A 17,128-nucleotide genomic window follows, 5' to 3' on the forward strand; every position below is an offset into this window, starting at 1 on the left:
ATGGGGTCGCTGAATTAGAGATTGGCACCCTGACATTCATCATTTAACTGGAGTTCATTATGTCTCTAAGTACCGAAGCTAAAGCAGAGATCGTTGCTAAATACGGTCGTGGCGCTAACGACAGCGGCTCAACCGAAGTTCAGGTTGCTCTGCTGACTGCACAGATTAACCATCTGCAGGGTCACTTCTCTGAGCACAAGAAAGACCACCACAGCCGTCGCGGTCTGCTGCGCATGGTTTCCCAGCGTCGTAAGCTGCTGGACTACCTGAAGCGTAAAGACGTTGCGCGTTACACCAGCCTGATCGAAAGCCTGGGTCTGCGTCGCTAAGTCCCAACATGCTGTTCTGGGGCAAATGCACGTTTTCCTGCGTCAGCAGGGATAAGATTGAACGGCATGGTGCAAGTTTCGTGGAAAAGGGGCCTCAGGGCCCCTTTTTTCAACCAACCGGCAGCAATCTATAGCAATATATTGTATTGTTGCAGTATGTGATCTTCACTTGCAGAGGTTCGCGCGGCTAATGAGAGACTTTATGCAGCAGGGCATAAGGATTGTCATTAGTCGCGAGGATGCAATGAAGGTTAAACACCCACAGCAGGCAGCGAGAGTGTGCCTGTTTTGACGTAAAGGAAGTTATTTTGCTGAATCCGATTGTACGTAAATTCCAGTACGGCCAGCATACCGTGACGCTGGAAACCGGTATGATGGCACGTCAGGCTACTGCGGCCGTTATGGCCAGCATGGATGATACCGCCGTATTTGTAACTGTTGTCGGCCAGAAAAAAGCGAAAGCCGGCCAGGATTTCTTTCCGCTGACCGTAAACTACCAGGAGCGTACCTACGCTGCCGGTCGTATTCCGGGCAGTTTCTTCCGTCGTGAAGGCCGTCCGAGCGAAGGCGAAACGCTGATCGCGCGTCTGATTGACCGCCCGGTTCGCCCGCTGTTCCCTGAAGGCTTCGTTAACGAAGTTCAGGTTATCGCTACCGTGGTATCGGTAAACCCGCAGGTTAACCCGGATATCGTGGCGATGATCGGCGCCTCTGCGGCGCTGAGCCTCTCCGGCATTCCGTTCAACGGCCCTATCGGCGCCGCGCGCGTTGGCTATATCAACGATCAATATGTGCTGAACCCGACTTCCGATGAGATTAAACAGTCCCGTCTGGATCTGGTGGTTGCCGGTACGCAGGGCGCGGTGCTGATGGTGGAATCCGAAGCGGATATCCTCTCTGAAGAGCAGATGCTGGGCGCGGTAGTGTTCGGACACGAACAGCAGCAGGTAGTGATTGAAAACATCAATTCGCTGGTTGCCGAAGCGGGTAAACCGCGCTGGGACTGGCAGCCGGAAGCCGCTAACGAAGCGCTGAACGCGCGTATCGCGGCGCTGGCGGAAGCTCGCCTGAGCGATGCTTATCGCATCACCGAAAAACAGCAGCGCTATGCGCAGGTTGATCTGATTAAATCAGAAACCACCGCCGCGCTGCTGGCGGAAGATGAAACGCTGGATGAAGGTGAAATCAGCGACATCCTGCACGCCATCGAGAAAAACGTTGTGCGTAGCCGCGTACTGAACGGCGAGCCGCGTATCGACGGACGCGAAAAAGATATGATCCGCGGTCTGGACGTTCGCACCGGCGTGCTGCCGCGTACGCACGGTTCCGCGCTGTTTACCCGCGGCGAAACGCAGGCGCTGGTTGCCGCAACGCTGGGCACCGCGCGTGACGCGCAGAGCCTGGATGAGCTGATGGGCGAACGCACCGACAACTTCCTGTTCCACTATAACTTCCCTCCGTACTCCGTGGGCGAAACCGGAATGGTAGGCTCGCCGAAGCGTCGTGAAATTGGTCACGGTCGCCTGGCGAAACGCGGCGTGCTGGCTGTGATGCCGAAGCTCGACGAATTCCCGTATACCGTGCGCGTGGTTTCTGAAATCACCGAATCCAACGGTTCTTCCTCTATGGCTTCCGTTTGCGGCGCGTCACTGGCGCTGATGGACGCGGGCGTGCCGATTAAAGCGGCCGTCGCGGGCATCGCGATGGGCCTGGTAAAAGAAGGCGACCGCTATGTGGTGCTGTCAGATATCCTCGGCGATGAAGATCATCTCGGCGATATGGACTTTAAAGTCGCCGGCAGCCGTGAAGGTATTACCGCGCTGCAGATGGATATCAAAATTGAAGGCATCACCCGTGAGATTATGCAGGTGGCGCTGAATCAGGCCAAAGGCGCGCGTCTGCATATCCTCAGCGTGATGGAGCAGGCGATCAGCACGCCGCGTGGCGATATCTCTGAATTCGCACCGCGTATCCACACTATCAAAATCAATCCGGACAAAATTAAGGATGTGATTGGTAAAGGTGGCTCCGTGATCCGCGCGCTGACCGAAGAAACCGGCACCACCATTGAAATCGAAGATGATGGTACGGTGAAAATCGCCGCGACCGACGGCGATAAAGCGAAGCACGCTATCCGTCGTATCGAAGAGATTACTGCGGAAATCGAAGTGGGCCGTATCTACAACGGTAAAGTTACCCGCATCGTTGACTTCGGCGCCTTCGTCGCTATCGGCGGCGGTAAAGAAGGCCTGGTGCATATTTCTCAAATCGCTGACAAACGCGTTGAGAAAGTTACCGACTACCTGCAGATGGGTCAGGAAGTACCGGTTAAGGTGCTGGAAGTTGACCGTCAGGGCCGCGTGCGTCTGAGCATTAAAGAAGCTTCAGAGCAGCAGCCGCAGGCGGAAACGGCAGCCGCGACCCCTGAAGCAGAGTAAAAGCGCGTTCGACATTGAGCTCTCCCCCCGGTGGGGAGAGCTGTTTCGTTGCGAGGGCGGGAATCCTTGTGCATGGCAGGCGGATGACAGGACGTGCATCCCAATGTTGGTATTCGGGAGTGGGAAATGAAGCCTTTTTTGCGCTGGTGTTTCGTTGCGACAGCTATCACGCTGGCAGGATGCAGCAACTCAGATTGGCGTAAGAGCGATGTGCTGGCGGTTCCGCTACAGCCGACTCTGCAACAGGAAGTCATCCTGGCGCGCATGGAACAAATTCTTGCCAGTCGGGCACTGACCGATGATGAGCGCGCACAGCTATTATATGAGCGCGGAGTGTTGTATGATAGCTTAGGTCTGAGGGCACTAGCGCGGAACGATTTTTCGCAGGCGCTGTCTATAAGACCAGATATGCCTGAAGTATTTAATTATTTAGGTATATACTTAACGCAGGCGGGCAACTTTGATGCCGCCTATGAAGCGTTCGATTCTGTACTTGAGCTTGATCCAACTTACAATTATGCGCATTTGAACCGTGGTATCGCCCTCTATTACGGCGGACGGTACAGGTTAGCGCAAGATGATCTGCTGGCGTTTTATCAAGACGATCCTAACGATCCTTTCCGCAGTCTGTGGCTCTATCTCGATGAACAAGAGATGGATGCTAAGCAGGCGAAAGTAATGCTGAAGCAGCGTTACGAGAAGGCGAATCGCGATCAATGGGGATGGAATATTGTCGAGTTCTACCTTGGCGACATCAGTGAAAAAACGCTGATGGAACGTCTTAAGGCAGACGCAACGGATAACACCTCGCTCGCTGAACATCTCAGTGAAACCAACTTCTATTTAGGTAAGTACTACCTAAGTCTGGGGGAGAAGGACAGCGCGGAAGCGTTGTTCAAACTGGCGGTTGCCAACAACGTACATAACTTTGTTGAGCACCGATACGCATTGTTGGAACTGGCGCTGTTAGGCCAGACACAAGACGATTTAACAGAATCTGACCAGCAATAGCTGACGAACAACTGATCCATTTTTTGCAAAATGTCATCACCTTTCGGGGTGACGGCTTTTTTGTTCGTCAAAACATCTAATTTGAGCCGGTTCACATTTTTCAATGAAAATGATTGCATATTTTCAGAATGAGTTGTGTAGACTGGCCGCCGTAATCTAAGAGGCACTTGTACTACATGACTGATATCCAAACCACTTTTTCCGATCTGGGCCTTAACGAAGCTATCCTCACCGCTCTGAATGACATGGGCTATGAGAAGCCGTCGCCCATCCAGGCCGCCTGTATCCCGCATCTGCTGGCAGGCCGCGATGTGCTGGGTATGGCGCAAACCGGTAGTGGCAAAACCGCAGCTTTCGCCTTACCGCTGCTGAACAACATTGACAGCGAATTGAAAGCGCCGCAGATCCTGGTGCTGGCGCCGACGCGTGAGCTGGCGGTGCAGGTTGCAGAAGCCTGCAACGATTTCTCCAAACATATGCGCGGCGTAAACGTGCTGGCCCTGTATGGCGGCCAGCGTTATGACGTGCAGCTGCGTGCGCTGCGTCAGGGGCCGCAAATCGTAGTAGGTACGCCTGGCCGTCTGCTGGACCACCTGAAACGCGGCACGCTGGATCTCTCCAACCTGCGCGGTCTGGTGCTCGACGAAGCGGATGAGATGCTGCGCATGGGCTTTATCGAAGACGTGGAAACCATCATGGCGCAGATCCCGGAAGGTCATCAGACCGCTCTGTTCTCTGCCACCATGCCGGAAGCGATTCGTCGCATTACCCGTCGCTTTATGAAAGATCCGCAGGAAGTACGTATCCAGAGCAGCGTTACCACGCGTCCTGACATCAGCCAGAGCTACTGGACCGTCTGGGGCCGTAAAACCGACGCGCTGGTGCGTTTCCTGGAAGCGGAAGACTTTGATGCCGCCATTATCTTCGTTCGCACCAAAAATGCGACGCTGGAAGTGGCTGAAGCGCTGGAGCGCAGCGGCTATAACAGCGCCGCGCTGAACGGCGATATGAACCAGGCGCTGCGCGAGCAGACGCTGGAGCGTTTGAAAGATGGTCGTCTGGATATCCTGATCGCGACTGACGTTGCCGCTCGTGGCCTTGACGTCGATCGTATCAGCCTGGTGGTTAACTACGATATCCCGATGGATTCGGAATCCTACGTTCACCGTATCGGCCGTACCGGTCGCGCCGGTCGCGCCGGTCGCGCGCTGCTGTTCGTGGAAAACCGCGAGCGCCGTCTGCTGCGCAATATCGAACGCACCATGAAGCTGACCATTCCGGAAGTGGAACTGCCGAACGCGGAACTGCTGAGCACCCGCCGTCTGGCGAAGTTCGCCGCTAAAGTACAGCAGCAGCTGGAAAGCAGCGATCTGGAACAGTACCGCGCGCTGCTGAGCCAGCTGACGCCGGAAAGCGATCTGGATATGGAAACGCTGGCCGCCGCGCTGCTGAAAATGGCGCAGGGCGAACGTCCGCTGATTCTGCCGCCGGATGCGCCGCGTCCGCAGCGTCGTGAATTCCGTGAGCGTGACGATCGTCGCGGCAGCCGTGAAGTACGTAGCGACAGCCGCGATGGCGATCGTCCACGTCGTGAACGTCGTGACGTTGGCGATATGGAACTGTACCGCATTGAAGTGGGTCGCGATGATGGTGTTGAAGTGCGTCACATCGTGGGCGCTATCGCCAACGAAGGCGATATCAGCAGCCGTTACATCGGCAACATCAAGCTGTTTGCTTCTCACTCAACGATTGAGCTGCCGAAAGGTATGCCGGGTGAAATCCTGCAGCACTTTACCCGCACGCGTATTCTCAATAAGCCGATGAATATGCAGCTGCTGGGCGATGCGCAGCCGCATGAACGTTCTGACCGTGGTGAGCGTCGCGGCGGCGGCCGTAGCGGTTTCGGCGGCGGCGAACGTCGTGAGGGCGGTCGCGAAGGCGGTCGTCGCTTTAGCGAACGTCGTGAAGGCGGCGGGCGCAGCTTCAACCGCGAAGGCGCTAACCGTGGCCCGCGTCGTGAAGATAGCGCCGGTACCGGTGCCGTTCGTCGTCGCGATTACTAATCGCTAAGCACGAAATAAAAAACCAGCCGCAAGGCTGGTTTTTTTATGGCTGCGATTCAGGATAACGTAACCTTCAAAGCGCCTGCGCGGCCTGCATCGCCAGTTCAAACGAGCGCAGACGCGCCGCCGTAGCGAAAATCTGTCCGTTAACCATGATTTCATCCGCCTGGGTTTCGCGAATCAGCGCCGCCAGCCCCTGCTGCACCATGCTGCCGTCGCCGACGATCGACATGCTTAACGCCTGCTGTACGCCGTACTGCTCGGAAGGCGTCCAGAGCGCATCCATATTCTCTACCGGCTGCGGCAGCGGCCCCGGTTTACCGCGTCGCAGATTGATAAACTGCTGCTGCATAGAGGTAAACAGGAAACGCGCCTCCTGCTCGCTGTCTGCCGCGACGACGTTTACGCAGACCATAGCGTAAGGCTGCGCCAGGCGGGAGGAAGGCCGGAAGTTTTCACGATACAGATGCAGCGCCTGAAACAGCAGATCGGGAGCGAAATGGGAGGCGAAGGCGAAAGGCAGCCCCAGCTTCGCCGCCAGCTGCGCGCTGTAGAGGCTGGAACCCAGCAGCCAGACCGGGATCTGTAATCCCAGCCCCGGCACCGGCTGCACCGGCAGCTGCGCATCCTGGTCTGCGTCAAACCAGGCGATCAGCGTTTCGACATCTTCAGGGAAGCTGTCAACCATGGCGGCGCTCTGATGACGACGCAGCGCCATCATGGTGCGCTGGTCGGAGCCTGGCGCGCGGCCCAGCCCCAGATCGATACGTCCAGGATAGAGGGTTTCCAGCGTGCCGAACTGCTCGGCAATCACCAGCGGCGCATGGTTTGGCAGCATAATGCCGCCGGAGCCCAGACGCAGCGTGCTGGTATTGGCCGCCAGATAACCGATCAGCACCGACGTAGCGGCGCTGGCAATCCCGGTCATATTGTGATGTTCTGCGAGCCAGTAGCGATGAAAGCCCAGTTTCTCCGCCTGCCGGGCCAGCGCCAGCGAGGCATCAAAGGCGTCGCGCGGCGTGGCGCCCTGCGCAACCGGGGCCAGATCGAGCACTGACAGGGGAACGTTTTTTTTCTCAGACATATCTGCTCACTTTGTTGGCTGCAAGGCCGGAACGTCAACTGCCGTCGGCCTGACAGAAAAACATGCACTTACTCTACCGTATTGCACTTTTAGCAGAGTAGCCAGAATATGCCCTGAGAGCAAAGCGTCGAAGCAAGTAAAATATTGGCGAGGCGGGAAGTGGAGCGTACGGCGCAGCGGCGCGCCGTACTCTAATGGTCAGGACTGTAGCGCCATACCGGCCAGCTTGCGCCAGTAGCCGTTGCAGTCGTTGCGCTGGGCTACCATTAACGGCGCCTGGCCCTGCTCGTTGGCGCGGAAGCGGTTAATCATCTCCAGCGTGCCTTTGTCTTGCGGCGACAGCCGCACCACATCCACCAGGCCATGCATGCCGATCAGATCGTTGCCCAGGTTATAGCAGTAGCCGCTCATGGTCTGAATGCCGTTCAGCACAAAAACCTGCTGATCTTCCTGCGACAGCACGCGGCGGCCCTGCGGATATTTAATGCAGCAGGTTTCGCAGTCATCTTTGGGTTTGTCTTCGGAACGGGCGGTAAAGCAGCGCGCCGACAGCGCCAGCGGCAGATGGCCATAGGCCAGCACTTCAACTTCGAACTTACCGTGAATACCCAGCTCATGGCACTGCTGCTGAATATTTATCAGCCAGTCGCGCGACAGCTCCACCGGCATACACCAGCGCGTCATGCCCAGCCGCAGCAGCATACGCAGCGTCATGGCGTTATAACAGTTCAGCGCATGGCCGACGACGAAGGGCAGCTTTTGCTCCGCCGCCATATTGACCGTACCGAAATCGTTAGCTTCGATCAGGAAATCGCCGTTATCCACATAACGCTTAATCTCCTGCAGTTCAGAAGTGGACTGCACCAGCGCCAGGGTGCTGAACACCACCTGTTTTCCGCTTGCCGCCAGCTGGCGGGCAAACTCCATCCACTGCGGGAAGCGCGTAGCGCGACGTTTGCTGCAAACCGATTCGCCCAGATAAACAATATCCGCGCTGCTTGCCGCGGCGGCCTGATAAAAATCAGCCAGCTCTTCCGTTGGCCAGTACCACAGCACCGGCCCTAAAGAATATTTCATCACCTTTCCTTTATTGCCATTTACGGTGGTAAGCGCCCAGCGTGGTCTGGGTGCCTTCCGACAGCGAGCCCAGCTCCGCCATCCAGCTCTCCTGAACGGCAAAGGCCTCCGGGTCTGCTTTACAGCGATCGATCGCCTGGCGCCAGATGCGCGCCACCTGGGAAACATAGGCGGGGCTGCGCTGGCGTCCCTCGATCTTCACCGAGGCGATATTGGCGGCTAACAGCTCAGGCAACAGCTCAAGGGTATTCAGGCTGGTTGGCTCCTCCAGCACGTGGTAACGCTGGCCGTCGACCTGATAGCGCCCCTTACATAAGGTGGGATAGCCCGCATTTTCATTGGGCTCGTAGCGATCGATCAGCACCTCGTTCAGGCGCGATTCCAGCCCGGCGGGCGTTTGCTGCCAGCGTACATAGCGCGCAGGCGAACAGGCGCCGACCGTATTCGGCGATTCGCCGGTCATCCAGGAAGAGAGATAGCAGCGGCCTTCCGCCATAATGCACAGGCTGCCGAAGGCGAAAACCTCCAGCGGCACCGGCGTATTACGCGCCAGCTGACGCACCTGATGCATAGAGAGCACGCGCGGCAGCACCACGCGCGCCACGTCAAAGTGCTGATGGTAGAAGCGAATCGCTTCCAGATTGGTGGCCGATGCCTGCACCGACACGTGTCGCTCGATATGGGGATAGCGGCTGGCGGCATATTCCAGCATCGCCAGATCGGCGATAATCAGCGCGTCAGCGCCGTTATCCACCGCCATATCAATAGCGTTCTGCCAACGGATAAAGCCATTGGGATGCGCGAAAGTATTAATGGCGACATGGAGTTTACGCTGATGCTGATGCACCACGCGCGCCGCCTCTTTCAGACGCTTATCGGTAAAGTTAAGGCCGGCGAAATGACGTGCGTTCGTGTCATCCTTCAGACCGATGTAAACTGCATCTGCTCCGTTTTCGATAGCTGCCTTCAGCGCGGGCAAATTGCCCGCCGGGCAAAGGAGTTCCATGACATATCCTGTAAGCAATAAAATACTTGCGCCGAGTGTAGTCAACCCTGGCACGGGAAATTTTGATTTAAGGCAGCGAATGACGTATTGATTGAATAAGTGTGACAAAATTGTTCATTTTGCAGCGTGATTTATTGATCCAGTCGCTCAGGAGAAAACGGCGCTGTGGCAAAATAGCGCGTAATAGCGCTTATTTGGTCTGAGGAGTAAAACTGTGTTAAAGATGCTTCGCGCTCGGTGTGTTAATCAGGGGCCCGCGCTGCTGCGGCTGCCGGTGCAGTTTACGCCGTTTGTACTGAAAAAAGCGTTGCTGCAACAGCTATTAAATTCGCAGTTTCGCCATGCGCTGGCGGAAGGTGAGTTAGACTTTCTGCAGGGACGCTGGCTGGGCATTGATATCCACGATATCGCACTGCGCTGGACCGTCACGCTGGAAAACGATCGTCTGGAAATCAGTAATCGTGACGAGGCCGACGTCTGGTTCCGCGGCACCGCCAACGATCTGCTGCTGGTCGCCGCACGTAAAACCGACCCGGATACGCTTTTCTTCCAGCGCCGCCTGGTAATTGAGGGCGACACCGAACTGGGGCTGGAAGTGAAAAATCTAATGGATGCGATCGAGCTGGAGCATATGCCAGCACCGCTACGCATTGGGTTAATGCAGCTGGCTGATTTCGTTGAGGCCGGCCTGAACGAGGACGCGAAATCTTCGGGAGATCGCGCAGGTGCTTCATGTTAATTCGTACAGAGATAGGGGTGGATGCGGCCGGCATCGATAGCCTGCTGCGCCGCTGCTTTACCACCGGCGCCGAAGCGGAGCTGGTGCAACGGCTACGTGAAGATGGGCTGCTGACGCTGGGCGTGGTTGCGACTGACGACGAAGGGCAGGTGCTTGGCTATGCGGCATTCAGTCCGGTTACCGTACAGGATGAAGATCGTAACTGGGTGGGCCTGGCGCCGCTGGCGGTTGATGAGCGCGTGCGCGGCCAGGGCATCGGCCAGCAGCTGGTTTATGAAGGGCTCGATACGCTGAATGAATTCGGCTATGCGGCGGTAGTGGTGTTGGGCGATCCCGCCTGGTACGGGCGCTGCGGCTTTGAGCCGGCGGCCCGCTATCAGCTGCGCTGCGCGTGGCCCGGCACGGAGGCCGCTTTCCAGGTTTACCGGCTGGCGGACGACGCGTTTGTTGATGTGAGCGGAGAAGTCGCCTATCCGGCGCACTTTAACCGCTTCGCTCGCTGAGCCAGCAGGCCAGCGAAACGGGCTGGCTGGCGACCAGCCTGAGCTTCTCCCGCCGCGGCAGCTGCTTTACCTGATACTCCAGGCGGGAAGCCATCGCCCGGTCGCCCGCCTCGCAGACAAAAAGCAGCTCCAGCGGCCCTTTACCCCGCAGCGCTTTTGCGCCGGCGCCCTGCTGATGCTGCAAAAAGCGGCGCGGCACGTTATTGCTGATGCCGGTATAGAGCCAGCCGGCTGCGGTGCGGATAATATAGAGCTGCCAGGGCGCAGCGACGATCTCACTCATGCTCATCCTCTTCGTTTCAGAAGTGGCATTGTAGCCGTCTCGCCTGCGTCCGTCATGATCGGCCGGCTGAATTAACCATGGAGCGCAGTTTGTCTGACGTTAGCGCCATTACGCGCTTTTTAAACCAGCAGCATGTGCTGTCGCTCTGCTGCCGCGATGCGGAAATGCTCTGGTGCGCCAACTGTTTTTACGTATTCGACGAAGCGCGTATGGCGTTCTGGATCATGACCGAAGAGAAAACGCGTCACGGCGCGCTGATGGCGCAGCAGCCGCAGGTAGCGGGCACGATTAACGGCCAGCCGAAAACGGTCATGCTGATTAAAGGCGTGCAGTATTGCGGCACGGCGCGGCGGCTGAGCGGCGAGTCGGAGCGGATCGCGCGTGCGGCCTACTGCCGGCGCTTCCCGATAGCGCGCGCGGTTGCGGCGCCGTTATGGGAAATCAGGCTGGATGAGATAAAAATGACCGACAACGCGCTCGGCTTCGGCAACAAGCAGCACTGGCGGCGTGCGGCGGGCTAACTTGTGGAGAAGCGCCGTGCGGCGGCAGCGCAGCACGGCGGCAGGTGCGGTTAGCTCATATTCAGAATGCGCAGCGACTCCTGGTTAAACGCGGGCAGATCTTCCGGCGTGCGGCTGGTTACCAGCTTATCGTTATCCACCACCACTTCCTTATCGTAGAAATCCGCACCGGCATTTTTCAGATCGATGGCGATCGCTTTCACGCAGGTCATCTTACGTCCACGTACGCCGTTGGCGCTAATCAGCAGCTGCGGGCCGTGGCAGATGGCGAAGATCGGTTTGCCGCTGGCGACAAATTCCTTAGTGAAATTGATAAAACGATCGTCGCCGCGCAGGCTGTCTGGCGAATGGCCGCCGGGCAGCAGCAGCGCATCAAATTCCGCCGGGCTGACGTGATCAATAGCTTTATCGATTTTTACCTGAGCTTTTCCCTGCTTGCCTGTTACCGTTTTACCGGCTTCCATTTCGATGGTCACAACTTCATGGCCCGCTTTGGTATAGGCTTCGGCAGGGGAGGTAAATTCAGAGTCTTCAAATTCATCGGTAATCAGTACCGCTATTTTCTTGCTCATCTTTTCCTCCTTTCTGGGTTGAATTACCGGTTAAGTCTGGTTGAGGATGCCGAAAAATCAAATTCTTCGCGGCGACATCTCTGCTAATCTCAGCGTTATATCTCACCCGCGGCAGGCCGGCGCGGGTCCGGCAATCCTGATAAGGAGGGAAAAATGAGTCGGATACTGTTAACCGGCGCCAGCGGGCTGGTAGGCAGCCATCTGCTGCGTCTGCTGGCGGCGGAGCCGCGCGTCAGCGAAATTATTGCGCCCACGCGCCGCCCGCTGCCGGCGATGCAAAAGCTGATCAACCCGGTTGAGGAGGATCTTACCGATGTGCTGCGTCCGTTGCGGCTGCCGGTGGATATTGTCTTTTGCTGTCTCGGCACCACGCGTAAGCAGGCGGGCAGCAAGGCGGCCTTTGTGCATGTTGATTACACGCTGGTGGTAGACAGCGCCATTGCCGGACAGCGGCTGGGCGCAAAACATATGCTGGCGGTCAGCTCGCACGGCGCTAATGCGCGCTCGCTCTTTTTTTACCAGCGGGTAAAAGGCGAAATGGAACAGGCGCTGCGGCGGCAAAACTGGCCGCGTCTGACGCTGATTCGCCCCTCGCTGCTGTTAGGCGATCGTCAGCAGCCGCGACCGGGCGAAGCTTTTCTTGCGCCGTTATTTAAGCTGCTGCCGGGAAACTGGCGAGCGGTAGCGGCGAAAGAGGTTGCCGCCGCGCTGATGCATGAGGCGTTTTCTCCCGGCCGGCGCGAGCTGAACATCATTGAGTCGGCGGCGATTCCGCGCTATGGCGCACAGGCGGCAGGCTAAAAGCCTGCCCGCGCTGTGTATTGCTGATGTGGGGCGACGCAGCGCCCCCTGGATGGTTACCGGAGTGGGCGGTTACTCCGCTTTACGCAGATAGTGGATAACCTGGTTACTGCTGCCGCGCCAGACCAGCCTGGCATCTTTAAGCGCCTGAATAAATTTGCCGTCCACCAGCACGTCCAGCTCCGCGACCACCTTACGCTGCGCTGCGCTTAGCTCCGCCAGCGTATAGCCGGTCCACAGCCAGATATCCTTACCGGGACAGGCGCGGCGCACGCGGCGCACCAGGCGCAGCACGTCCGGCACGTTGGCCGGATGCAGCGGATCGCCGCCGGAAAGCGACAGCCCCTGGCGCGGAATGCGGCGATCGTTCAGATCGTTAATCAACTGCTCTTCTATCTCGATGGTAAAAGGCACGCCGGAATTGAGTCGCCAGGTGCGCTGGTTATAGCAACCGGGACATTCATGTTCGCAGCCCGCCACAAACAGCGTACAGCGGGTGCCGGGGCCGTTTACCACATCGACCGGATAGTACTGGTGGATATTCACAGATGCTTAACCCGCCGCTTCACTTCTTCCTGCTTCCCGGCGTTGAACGGGCGCGCGTCCGGACTGCCCAGGTAGCCGCAGACGCGGCGCGTCACTGAAACCCTGGCCGGATCGTGGTTGCCGCAGGCCGGGCAGGTAAAGCCTTTGCTGGTGCAGTCAAACTCGCCGGTAAAGCCGCAGTCGTAGCACTCATCAATCGGCGTATTGGTGCCGTAATAGGGCACGCGGTCGTAGCTGTAATCCCAGACATCTTCCAGCGCCTTCAGGTTGTGCTGTAAGTTAGGATACTCGCCGTAACAGATAAAGCCGCCGTTGGCGATAGCTGGATAGACCGCTTCGAAATCAAGCTTATCGTAAGGATTAACCTTCTTCTCCACGTCGAGGTGGAAGCTGTTGGTGTAATAACCTTTGTCGGTTACGCCTTTCACCTGGCCGAATTCGGCGGCGTCCAGGCGGCAGAAGCGATCGCAAAGATTTTCGCTCGGCGTGCTGTAGAGGCTGAAGCCGTAGCCGGTTTCCTCTTTCCATTCGTCCACGGCGGCGCGCAGGCGGGATACGATCGCTATCGCTTTGGCGCGCAGCGCTTCATCATCATACACATGAGTCTCGCCGCCGCTCAGGGCGTTGATAGTTTCATGCAGGCCGATATAGCCGAGAGAGATCGAGGCGCGCCCGTGCTTGAAGATTTCCGCCACGTTATCGTCCGCGTTAAGCCGCACGCCGCAGGCGCCTTCCATGTAGAGAATCGGCGCCACGCGCGCTTTGGTATGCTCAAGGCGGGCGATGCGCGTCATCAGCGCTTTTTTGGCGATAGCCAAACGCTCATCCAGCAGCTGCCAGAAGCGGGTTTCATCGCCTCTTGCCTCCAGCGCGATGCGCGGCAGGTTAAGGCTGATTACGCCGAGGTTATTGCGGCCATCGTGCACCTGCTCGCCGTTCTCTTCCCAGACGCCGAGGAAGCTGCGGCAGCCCATCGGCGTTTTAAAAGAGCCGGTAACGCTAACCACGCGGTCATAGTTGAGGATATCGGGATACATCCGCTTGCTGGCGCACTCCAGAGCCAGCTGCTTAATATCGTAATTGACGTCGCCGGGACGGCGGTTCAGCCCTTCGCGGATAGCGAACACCAGTTTAGGGAACACGGCGGTTTTACGGTTTTTCCCCAGCCCGGCGATGCGGTTGCGCAGGATCGACTGCTGGATCAGGCGAGCCGCCCAGCTGGTGCCGAGGCCGAAGCCGAAGGTAACGAACGGCGTCTGGCCGTTAGCGGTATGCAGCGTGTTGACCTCATACTCCAGCGACTGGAAGGCGTCGAAACACTCTTTCTCGGTACGTTCGCGCGCGTAGCGTTCATCTTCGGCAATCTGCCATTCACGCGCTACCGCCAGATGTTTGCGATAGCTGGCCTCGACAAAAGGCGCGAGGATTTCGTCAATGCGGTTGATGGTGGTGCCGCCATAAATATGGCTGGCAACCTGGGCGATAATCTGCGCCGTTACGGCGGTCGCGGTGGCGATCGATTTCGGCGGCTCAATCTCGGCGTTGCCCATTTTAAAGCCGTTGGTCAGCATGCCTTTCAGATCGATCAGCATGCAGTTAAACATCGGGAAGAAGGGGGCGTAATCGAGATCGTGGTAATGGATCTCCCCGCGCTGGTGGGCGCGCACCACATCGCGCGGCAGCATATGCTGTTGCGCATAGTGTTTAGCGACGATGCCCGCCAGCAAGTCGCGTTGGGTGGGGATGACCTTGCTGTCTTTGTTGGCGTTCTCATGCAGCAGCGCCGGATCGCTTTGCTCGACCAGACCGCGAATCGCCTTGCTCAGCTTGCCGCGCTGTTCACGCGCCAGATCGCGATCGTGCCGGTATTCAATATACTGACGCGCCAGCTGCGGATAGCGGCCCGCCATCAGCAGATCTTCCACCGCCTGTTGGATCTCATGGATATCAACCCGATCGCGACTGCACATCTTTTCGCTAACCTGCTGTGCGATGTCGGCACAGTAGGCGTCATCTTCAATCCGGGCGGCGCGGGCCGCAGCGCGAATCGCCTCGGCGATACGCTGTTGATCAAAGGCTACCTGACAGCCGTCTCGTTTTATTACCGTCGTTGTCACCACCGATCTCCTTCGACGCAATTACTATATGTTGGATAGGTGGTGAATAGTAAACGCTATATATGGTGTTTTCGCCTTATTTAACCGTGCTTTTTTTGACGCAGGACAAAGATCGCCGATGGCGGTTGAAAACTTAAACGGTAATCACAGAAAAGGATTACCCTCGCCGCTTTTGATTAAAAAATAAACGGCGACGCGGGTTGCCGGAGAGAAATTCAGCGGGCGCTGGCGGCTGGCGCGCTGAGCAGATCGAGCGTCATCAACAGCCCGTAGCGCGCCAGCAACGGATCCTCCGGCAGCGCCAGCAGGATATCGGCGAGGGCCGCCAGCGGATGCGTGGCGCAGGCCAGTACCACCAGCGGAACATTACGGCTGCGGGCCAGCAGCGCCGCGTTGCGTAAGCTGGCATCCGATTCGCTCAGAGAGATAATCAACAGCGCCTGATCTGCGCTAAGCATCGCGGCGTTAATGCCGATTAAATGGGCTTCCTGACTGAGCGTGCTGGTAACGCCCTGCGCCATCAGCTGCTGCTGCACCTGAAGGCCATATATCGTCTCGCTGCCGCCAGCGGTGAAAATAGTGACGTTGCGCGCCTGACGCAGCAGCTGAGCCGCTTCGGCATAGTTTGAAGGGGGAGTTTGCTGCAGCTGCTGTTGCAGAACCTGCTGAACCTCCGCCAGCCGCCGTTCGCCGGCGGAAAGCGGCGCGGCGCCGGGCGCCATATAGCGCGAATGGCTGGCGGAAGCCTGCGCCAGCTTCATGCGCAGCTCGCGTATATCTTCGCAGCCGACTGATTTAGCGAAGCGGGTAATGGTGGCCGGGCTGACGCCGGCGTGGCTGGCCAGCTGGTCGATGGTCGCCGAGGCGGCAAAGCTGACGTTTGCCAGCACCGCGCGCGCCACGCGCGCTTCCTGCTGGCTCAGCTCATTGAGCCGCTTACCGATTTGAAACAGGATATCGTCAAAATCTTCGCGTCCGATAGAGCGGGCGAAGCGCTTCACGGTATCGGCGCTGACGCCCGCGCTGGCCGCCAGCTTCTCCAGCGAAGCGGTGCCGGCGTAATCAACGTCGCCGGCGATGGCCGGCTGTACCCGATGCGTCTCCGGGCTGTGGTGCTGAAGTGCGCGCAGCTGCTGCACAAAATCGTCTATATCGCGACAACCTACGGAACGGGCAAAGGCGGAGAGGGTATCGGCGCTGACGCCCGCCTGCTGCGCCAGCTGTTCGAGCGTAGCGCTGCAGGAAAATTGCAGGTTCTCCAGCACGAAGCGCGCCACGCGTGATTGTTGCTGAGGCAGCCCTTGCAGGCTGTTCTCCAGTTGCCACACCAGATCCATAGGGGAAGAAACTCCTGTTGTGCTGTATTAACGATCTTAGCAGCATAGCGTTATGAAAATTATTTTCATTAAGAATTTTTCATCAGCTATACCTGGTATGTTATCTCTTTGATTTTACTGTAATTTAATTTTATGAATAAGAACGACTGGCAGGATAAACGCTACCTCGATCACAGCTATGAAAATTATTTTCATAAGAATTTTTATTAAATTCTTTAATAATCATCAGGTTGAAATTTTCAGCATACAAAACCTGCGGCGCGGGGTATTTACAGCGCTGGCGCTCTCTGGCTTATATTTGAGCACACCTTAAAGGGAGGAAACGCTATGCATATTGTTCTTTGCTGTGCTGCGGGTATGTCTACCAGCATGCTGGTGGCCAGAATGAAAGCGGAAGCGGAAAAACGGCAGCTGACGGTGCGGATTGATGCCGTACCGGTTGCCGAGTTTGACAGCATCATCGACGATGCCGACGTTATTTTACTGGGGCCGCAGGTGCAGTATGAGGCTGCGCGCCTGAGCGAGCTGGCCGCGCCGCTCGGCAAGCCGGTTGCGGTAATCGATATGATGGATTACGGCACCATGCGCGGCGATAAGGTGCTGGATAAAGCGCTGGCGCTGCTACCGTCCTGATGAGTCCGGCGCTCCGCCGGTAAATTGCTTAACCAGTGAAGCAAACGCGCCTTAACGGCGCGGGGCTT

The 17,128-nt window shown here is 57.5% G+C and carries 17 protein-coding genes; 9 read left to right on the plus strand and 8 right to left on the minus strand.

The window, feature by feature from the left end; all coding sequences use genetic code 11:
* The first annotated feature begins 59 nt into the window (after positions 1–59).
* The 4 genes from rpsO to FKM52_RS03460 all read left to right on the plus strand — a co-directional run bounded on the left by rpsO (position 60) and on the right by FKM52_RS03460 (position 5,841).
* Positions 60–329, plus strand: a complete 270-nt coding sequence (gene rpsO / locus FKM52_RS03445) for a 30S ribosomal protein S15 (protein WP_038628742.1) — start codon at positions 60–62, stop codon at positions 327–329.
* Positions 330–637: 308 nt separating this feature from the next.
* Positions 638–2,767, plus strand: a complete 2,130-nt coding sequence (gene pnp / locus FKM52_RS03450) for a polyribonucleotide nucleotidyltransferase (protein ID WP_141174806.1) — start codon at positions 638–640, stop codon at positions 2,765–2,767.
* Positions 2,768–2,893: 126 nt separating this feature from the next.
* The gene (nlpI, locus tag FKM52_RS03455) at positions 2,894–3,778 is read left to right on the plus strand and encodes a lipoprotein NlpI (RefSeq protein ID WP_141174807.1); all 885 of its coding nucleotides are present in this window, start codon (positions 2,894–2,896) and stop codon (positions 3,776–3,778) included.
* Between the two features lie 176 nt (positions 3,779–3,954).
* Positions 3,955–5,841: a DEAD/DEAH family ATP-dependent RNA helicase gene (locus tag FKM52_RS03460; protein ID WP_141174808.1), complete on the plus strand. Its 1,887-nt coding sequence runs from the start codon at positions 3,955–3,957 to the stop codon at positions 5,839–5,841.
* Positions 5,842–5,914: 73 nt separating this feature from the next.
* On the opposite strand, the gene FKM52_RS03465 is transcribed toward FKM52_RS03460, so the two are convergent.
* The 3 genes from FKM52_RS03465 to ubiU form a co-directional block, all read right to left on the minus strand.
* Positions 5,915–6,925, minus strand: a complete 1,011-nt coding sequence (locus tag FKM52_RS03465) for a luciferase-like monooxygenase (RefSeq protein WP_141174809.1) — start codon at positions 6,923–6,925, stop codon at positions 5,915–5,917.
* A 198-nt stretch (positions 6,926–7,123) separates the two neighbouring features.
* Positions 7,124–8,002: a U32 family peptidase gene (locus FKM52_RS03470; protein WP_141174810.1), complete on the minus strand. Its 879-nt coding sequence runs from the start codon at positions 8,000–8,002 to the stop codon at positions 7,124–7,126.
* A gap of 10 nt (positions 8,003–8,012) precedes the next feature.
* Positions 8,013–9,008 carry a ubiquinone anaerobic biosynthesis protein UbiU gene (ubiU, locus tag FKM52_RS03475; protein WP_141174811.1) on the minus strand — a complete coding sequence of 332 codons (996 nt, stop codon included), beginning with the start codon at positions 9,006–9,008 and terminating at the stop codon, positions 8,013–8,015.
* A gap of 214 nt (positions 9,009–9,222) precedes the next feature.
* On the opposite strand from ubiU, the gene ubiT reads away from it, so the two are divergent.
* Entirely contained in the window at positions 9,223–9,747 is a 525-nt protein-coding gene (gene ubiT, locus FKM52_RS03480) for a ubiquinone anaerobic biosynthesis accessory factor UbiT (RefSeq protein ID WP_377092339.1), read from the plus strand.
* Positions 9,741–10,250, plus strand: coding sequence for a GNAT family N-acetyltransferase (locus FKM52_RS03485; RefSeq protein WP_141174812.1), 510 nt, complete (start codon positions 9,741–9,743; stop codon positions 10,248–10,250). Before ubiT ends, FKM52_RS03485 begins: the two co-directional genes overlap by 7 nt.
* On the opposite strand, the gene FKM52_RS03490 is transcribed toward FKM52_RS03485, so the two are convergent.
* On the minus strand, positions 10,231–10,533 hold the full coding sequence (locus FKM52_RS03490) for a GIY-YIG nuclease family protein (protein ID WP_141174813.1): 303 nt from the start codon (positions 10,531–10,533) through the stop codon (positions 10,231–10,233). The two genes, FKM52_RS03485 and FKM52_RS03490, sit on opposite strands and share 20 nt — an antisense overlap.
* An 89-nt stretch (positions 10,534–10,622) precedes the next feature.
* Between FKM52_RS03490 and FKM52_RS03495 the strand changes: the two genes are divergently transcribed.
* Positions 10,623–11,054, plus strand: a complete 432-nt coding sequence (locus tag FKM52_RS03495) for a YhbP family protein (RefSeq protein WP_141174814.1) — start codon at positions 10,623–10,625, stop codon at positions 11,052–11,054.
* Between the two features lie 50 nt (positions 11,055–11,104).
* Here FKM52_RS03495 and FKM52_RS03500 read toward each other — a convergent pair whose 3' ends face one another.
* Entirely contained in the window at positions 11,105–11,626 is a 522-nt protein-coding gene (locus FKM52_RS03500) for a type 1 glutamine amidotransferase domain-containing protein (RefSeq protein WP_141174815.1), read from the minus strand.
* A gap of 153 nt (positions 11,627–11,779) precedes the next feature.
* Between FKM52_RS03500 and FKM52_RS03505 the strand changes: the two genes are divergently transcribed.
* On the plus strand, positions 11,780–12,427 hold the full coding sequence (locus FKM52_RS03505) for an NAD-dependent epimerase/dehydratase family protein (protein WP_141174816.1): 648 nt from the start codon (positions 11,780–11,782) through the stop codon (positions 12,425–12,427).
* A gap of 72 nt (positions 12,428–12,499) precedes the next feature.
* On the opposite strand, the gene nrdG is transcribed toward FKM52_RS03505, so the two are convergent.
* The 3 genes from nrdG to FKM52_RS03520 form a co-directional block, all read right to left on the minus strand.
* The gene (gene nrdG, locus FKM52_RS03510) at positions 12,500–12,973 is read right to left on the minus strand and encodes an anaerobic ribonucleoside-triphosphate reductase-activating protein (RefSeq protein WP_141174817.1); all 474 of its coding nucleotides are present in this window, start codon (positions 12,971–12,973) and stop codon (positions 12,500–12,502) included.
* Positions 12,970–15,090 carry an anaerobic ribonucleoside-triphosphate reductase gene (gene nrdD / locus FKM52_RS03515; RefSeq protein WP_141174818.1) on the minus strand — a complete coding sequence of 707 codons (2,121 nt, stop codon included), beginning with the start codon at positions 15,088–15,090 and terminating at the stop codon, positions 12,970–12,972. Before nrdD ends, nrdG begins: the two co-directional genes overlap by 4 nt.
* Positions 15,091–15,305: 215 nt before the next feature.
* Complete coding sequence (locus FKM52_RS03520; protein ID WP_141174819.1) at positions 15,306–16,427, minus strand: SIS domain-containing protein; 1,122 nt, start codon at positions 16,425–16,427, stop codon at positions 15,306–15,308.
* 327 nt (positions 16,428–16,754) lie between these two features.
* Here FKM52_RS03520 and FKM52_RS03525 point away from each other — a divergent pair, with 327 nt between their 5' ends.
* Positions 16,755–17,060, plus strand: a complete 306-nt coding sequence (locus FKM52_RS03525) for a PTS sugar transporter subunit IIB (protein WP_141174820.1) — start codon at positions 16,755–16,757, stop codon at positions 17,058–17,060.
* Positions 17,061–17,128: the final 68 nt, after the last annotated feature.

The organism is Mixta tenebrionis, from assembly GCF_006517625.1.
GTDB lineage: Bacteria > Pseudomonadota > Gammaproteobacteria > Enterobacterales > Enterobacteriaceae > Mixta > Mixta tenebrionis.